This is a genomic window from Mycobacterium sp. TH-M82 (assembly GCF_057473605.1).
The window spans coordinates 1-4,748 of sequence record NZ_JBYCKY010000848.1; the positions used below are offsets into that span (position 1 = coordinate 1).

Below are 4,748 nucleotides of genomic sequence, written 5' to 3' on the forward strand. Positions count from 1 at the left end.
CTTGACCCACTCGGTGCCCAGCGCCTCCCGGGCCAGCTGCGCGGTCAGCACCGCCTCGGCGGCGCTGCGGCAGCCCGCGGTGTTGGGTAGCGGTGTGATATCGAGCCGCGACAACAGGTCCAGCATCCCAGTGCCGCCCTCGGCGTCGACGCGGCGCATCGCGACCGTGGTCAGCTCGGTGCCCGACGCCACCAGCGCCTCCTCCAGCACCGCCAGGCTCTGCGCACCCCCGGTGCCCATGATCAACCGGGACGTGAAGCTGCGCCCGGCGATGGTCAGCTTGCTCTCGTTACCGTCAGCCACCTTGCACCGCCGTCACCACCTCGAGCCGCACGCCGTCGGAAAGCGTTGTTTGCCAACCTGATCGCGGCAGTACCTCCTGGTCCATCGCCACCGCGATTCCGCGATCGGGGTAGCCCATCGACGCCAGCAGCGCGGCGACGGTGGTCACCTCGTCGACGTGGACTTGCTCGTCGTTGACAAGAACGATCATCGCACTCCAACCGGAAGTAGTTCGGACACAATCTGTTCGGCGGCCAGCGGCGCCAACAGGAAGCCGTTGCGGCCGTGGCCGGCGGCGACCAGGGTGTGCGGGTCCAGGCGCTGCACCAGCGGCAGGTTGTCCGGTGTCGTCGGGCGCAGGCCAGCGGCGCACTCGGCGAGCTCGTACTCGCCGAGCGCCGGCGCCAGGGCGCAGGCGTCGTCGAGCAGGTCACGCACGCCCGACACCGTCGGGGCGGTGTCGCGGCCGTGCTCATACTGGGTGGCGCCGACCACAACCCCGTCGGGGCGCGGCACCAGGTATACCTGCCGACCGTGCACCCGGGCTCGAATCACCCGTTGCGGTACCGGCATGCAGCCCTTGCGCCAGCGCAGCCGCAGCACCTCACCCTTCACCGGACGGATCGGCAGGCCCGGCCACAGCGTCGGGGCGTCGATACCGTTGGCGATCACCACCGCGTCAGCGTCCAACGCGGCCACAGCTGTCGGATCGGCCACCGGGCCGGCCCACCTCACCCCGAGCTGCTCGCAGGCCGCGGCCAGCGCGGTGAGCACCGCGCGGTTGTCCACCGCAAGTTCGGTGGGGGCGCGAAAGCCGTGCCGGACACCGGCGGCCAGCAACGGCTCGATATCCCGAGCCGCGGGCTCCCAGACCACCGGATGCCCCTGCGCCGACAGCCAATCGGCGACCGTGCGCAGATCGGCGACATCGGCTCGGTCGACGGCCACCACCAGCGACTCGCGGGCGGTGACCACCTGTGGCGGCAACCCGTCCAGGAAGTCGTGCCAGCACTGCAGCGACCGCAGACCCAGCCGGAGCAGCCGATCCTCACCAGGCCAGCCTTCGCTGTGCGGCGCCAGCATGCCGGCGGCCACCCAGGAAGCGCCGTGCTCGCCGGTGCGGTGCACCCGCACCGCCCACCCCGCGCGGGCCGCCCGGCGTGCCACCGACAACCCGATGACCCCACCGCCGATGACGGCCAGCGATCCCAGCGAGGGTTCGGGCATTTTCTGCTCCCTGACGCTAACCTCCCATGCCAGCCAACCACGCTAGCCGCTACCGTCGCGGTGTGCACGAAGCCCGTCTCGCCCGGCTGGCTCGGACACTGCTTTATCTGTGCACCGACGCCCGCCGGGAACGCGGTGACCTGGCGGAGTTCGCCGATGCGGCACTGGCCGGCGGTGTCGACATCATCCAGCTGCGCGACAAAGGCTCGGCCGGCGAGCACCGATTCGGCCCGCTGGAGGCTCGCGACGAGCTGACCGCGCTGGAGATCCTCGCCGGGGCGGCCCGCCGGCACGGTGCGCTGCTGGCGGTCAACGACCGCGCCGACATCGCCCGCACCGCCGGCGCCGACGTGCTGCACCTGGGTCAGCGCGATCTGCCACTGCCCGCGGCCCGGGATATCCTCGGGCCCGGCCCCTTGATCGGTTGCTCGGCCCATGACCGCGACCAGGTGGCCGGCGCCGCCTCCGGGCCCGCCGACTACTTCTGCGCGGGTCCGTGTTGGCCCACCCCCACCAAACCCGGCCGGCCCGCACCCGGCCTGGACCTGCTGCGCACGGCGGCCGATATGGCCGCGCTAGCCGGCGGCAAGCCGTGGTTCGCGATCGGTGGTATCGACGCACGACGACTGCCGCAGGTGCTGGCCGCCGGCGCCCGCCGGGTGGTGGTGGTGCGCGCGATCACCACCGCCGAGGATCCGCGGGCCGCGGCCGCTGCGCTCCGTTCGGTGCTTGCAGCAGCGAACTGAGGCGGCGCAGCCGCGGCCAGCTGGCAGCGAACCCGGGATGCAACCGCAGCCCGGCCACCTCGTCCTCGCCGACCCAGCGCAGCTCGGTGCTCTCCCCGTTGGGTGCGAGGTGCAGCAACTCGGCGGTGCCGGTGGTGCCGGCGGTATCGGCGGTGTCGACTAGGTCGGCGACCACCGTGGTGTAGGTCCAGTCGGTGCCGCCGGCGGTGGGAGTGATCGCGGTGATCACAGTGGCCCGGATGGCGATCTGCTCGGCCGACAGGCCGGCTTCCTCGTGGACTTCGCGGACCGCGGCCTGCTCGGCGGTCTCGTGGCTGTCCCGGGCGCCGCCCGGCAACGCCCAGGTGTCGCCCTGATGGCTCCACCAGGCACGGTGCTGCAGCAACACCAACGGGGTGCCGTCGAGTTGCGACGCCCGCAACAGGATCCCCGCCGCGCCGTGCCGGCCCCAGTAGCGAACACCGGCATCGGAGAACGCCCATCCGTCACCGTCACCGCGCACGCGTTCAGGATAAGCTGGACGCTCCGTGCCGCATCACGCAAGCTCTTAGACTTCGCTTATACAGTTGGTGAAACGACCGACCGCATGATGGAGTCTGAACAGACATGACCGTTGAGTTGGCGCATCCGTCAACGGAGCCACCGGGGACGCGGGCGCCAACCGAATTCGCCCGCCCACGCCGGTGGTTCGTCACCACCACTCCCGGGCGAATCCTGACCATCGGCGTCATCCTGGCCATCCTCGGCGGAGCTAGCGCGTTCGCGACCGCGACCACGATCAACGACCGGCAGGACACGCTGGCCACCGTGCTCAACCACACCGAGCCGCTGGCATACGCCGCCGGGCAGCTCTCCACCACCCTGTCGATCGCCGACGCCGCGGCGGCCACCGCGTTCATCGCCCAGTCCGAACCCCACGCCGTTCGAGCCCGCTATGAGCAGGCCATCACCGACGCCGCGGTCGCGGTGACGCAGGCGTCCAGCGGGCTCACCGACGAGCCATTGGTGCAACTGCTGGGGCGGATCAACGCCGAGCTTGCCATTTACACCGGCCTGATCGAGATCGCGCGCACCAACAACAGGGCGGGTAACCCGGTCGGGTCGTCGTACCTTTCGGAGGCCTCGGCGCTGATGCAGCGCACCATCCTGCCGGATGCCCAGCAACTCTACCAGGCGACTTCGGAGCGGGTGGACACCGAAACCACCGCGTCGACCCAGGTGCCCGCCCCGGTGATCGTCGTCGTCGTGACTACCGTGCTGTTCGGCGCTTTCGCGCACCGCTGGTTGTCCCGGCGCACCCGCCGGCGAATCAACCCCGGGTTGGTCGCGGGCGGGCTGGCGATTGCGCTGATGGTGATCTGGGTCGGTACCGTGCTGGTGATCTCCACCAGCGGCAGCCGAGCAGCCAAAGACACCGCGGCCGACTCCCTTAAGGCCGTGACCAACCTGGCGATCACCGCCCAGCAGGCGCGTGCCGACGAAACACTGTCGCTGATCCGACGCGGTGACGAAGGGATTCGCAAACACACTTTCTATCAACGCATCGACTCCATGCAACGGCTGCTGGCCGAGTACCTGTCCCGTGCCAATGCCGTCGACAAGGCCGACTTGGCCGACGCCGGCCAGTTGTTGGCCCAGTGGCGCAAGGCCGACGACCGGATCAACTCCTACATCGTGGTCGGCAACTATCAAGCCGCCACCGAGGTGGCGCTGGGCAGCGGCGCCGGCGACTCCACGCCCGCTTTCGACCGGCTCGACGACGCACTGGGAAAGGCCATGCAGCAAAGCCGCAACCAACTGCGCAACGACATCCTCAACGCGCTTCGGGTGCTGTCGGTGGCCCCGGTCGGCGGTGCGGTGCTCAGCGTGGGCGCCGCGGTCGCGGTGGCGCTGGGGTTGTGGCCGCGGCTGAACGAGTACAAATGATGTGTACATGATGGTCCGCTGTCCCCGGTTCCTGCGCACCGCGCTCGGCGCGGTGATCGTGCTCGCCGGCTTGGCCGGCTCAGCCGGATGTGGCCGGCCGGAGTTCCTGACGACGACAGCGGCTCCGACACTGCCCCCACCCACCCCGGCCGGAATGGCCGAGCTCCCGCCGGAACCGCCACGCCCCCCCGACCCGGAGGCGAATGACTGTGACCGCACCGCCAGCCTGCGCCCGTACACCAACAGGGCTGCGGCAGACGCCGCTGTGGCCGGCATCCGCGACCGGGGCCGGCTGATCGTCGGGTTGGACATCGGCAGCAACCTGTTCAGCTTCCGCGACCCGATCACCGGTGAGATCACCGGGTTCGACGTCGACATCGCCGGCGAGGTGGCGCGCGACATCTTCGGCACCCCGTCACGGGTCGAGTATCGGATCCTGTCGTCGGCGCAACGCATCAAAGCCCTGCAGAAATCGCAGGTCGATATCGTGGTCAAGACCATGAGCATCACCTGTCACCGGCGCAAGCTGGTGAACTTCTCCACGGTGTACCTCACCAGCACGCAACG

Annotated in this window: 6 protein-coding genes and 1 pseudogene; 3 read left to right on the top strand and 4 right to left on the bottom strand. The window is 70.1% G+C overall.

The features are described 5' to 3' along the window. The 3 genes and pseudogenes from thiG to thiO form a co-directional block, all read right to left on the bottom strand. A pseudogene (gene thiG, locus AC2VON_RS24575) lies at positions 1-303 on the bottom strand (thiazole synthase); the annotation flags it as partial. Next, entirely contained in the window at positions 296-493 is a 198-nt protein-coding gene (gene thiS, locus AC2VON_RS24580; protein ID WP_486955174.1) for a sulfur carrier protein ThiS, read from the bottom strand. The pseudogene thiG and the gene thiS, both read right to left, overlap by 8 nt. Continuing rightward, the gene (thiO, locus tag AC2VON_RS24585) at positions 490-1,509 is read right to left on the bottom strand and encodes a glycine oxidase ThiO (RefSeq protein WP_486955175.1); all 1,020 of its coding nucleotides are present in this window, start codon (positions 1,507-1,509) and stop codon (positions 490-492) included. Before thiO ends, thiS begins: the two co-directional genes overlap by 4 nt. A 26-nt stretch (positions 1,510-1,535) precedes the next feature. Between thiO and thiE the strand changes: the two genes are divergently transcribed. Further along, complete coding sequence (gene thiE / locus AC2VON_RS24590; RefSeq protein ID WP_486955176.1) at positions 1,536-2,255, top strand: thiamine phosphate synthase; 720 nt, start codon at positions 1,536-1,538, stop codon at positions 2,253-2,255. Here thiE and AC2VON_RS24595 read toward each other — a convergent pair. Next, on the bottom strand, positions 2,188-2,757 hold the full coding sequence (locus AC2VON_RS24595) for an NUDIX hydrolase (protein ID WP_486955177.1): 570 nt from the start codon (positions 2,755-2,757) through the stop codon (positions 2,188-2,190). The genes thiE and AC2VON_RS24595 overlap by 68 nt on opposite strands. Positions 2,758-2,861: 104 nt before the next feature. Between AC2VON_RS24595 and glnX the strand changes: the two genes are divergently transcribed. Beyond that, positions 2,862-4,181, top strand: a complete 1,320-nt coding sequence (glnX, locus tag AC2VON_RS24600; protein WP_486955178.1) for a protein kinase G-activating protein GlnX — start codon at positions 2,862-2,864, stop codon at positions 4,179-4,181. A 10-nt stretch (positions 4,182-4,191) separates the two neighbouring features. Then, the coding region (locus AC2VON_RS24605; protein WP_486955179.1) for a transporter substrate-binding domain-containing protein at positions 4,192-4,748 on the top strand (557 nt) is incomplete at its 3' end.

Bases quoted from the DNA above. Each gene is read 5' to 3' on its own strand.
- thiS (WP_486955174.1), bottom strand. From the start codon at position 493: ATGATCGTTCTTGTCAACGACGAGCAAGTCCACGTCGACGAGGTGACC.
- thiE (WP_486955176.1), top strand. From the start codon at position 1,536: ATGCCAGCCAACCACGCTAGCCGCTACCGTCGCGGTGTGCACGAAGCC.
- glnX (WP_486955178.1), top strand. From the start codon at position 2,862: ATGACCGTTGAGTTGGCGCATCCGTCAACGGAGCCACCGGGGACGCGG.
- thiO (WP_486955175.1), bottom strand. From the start codon at position 1,509: ATGCCCGAACCCTCGCTGGGATCGCTGGCCGTCATCGGCGGTGGGGTC.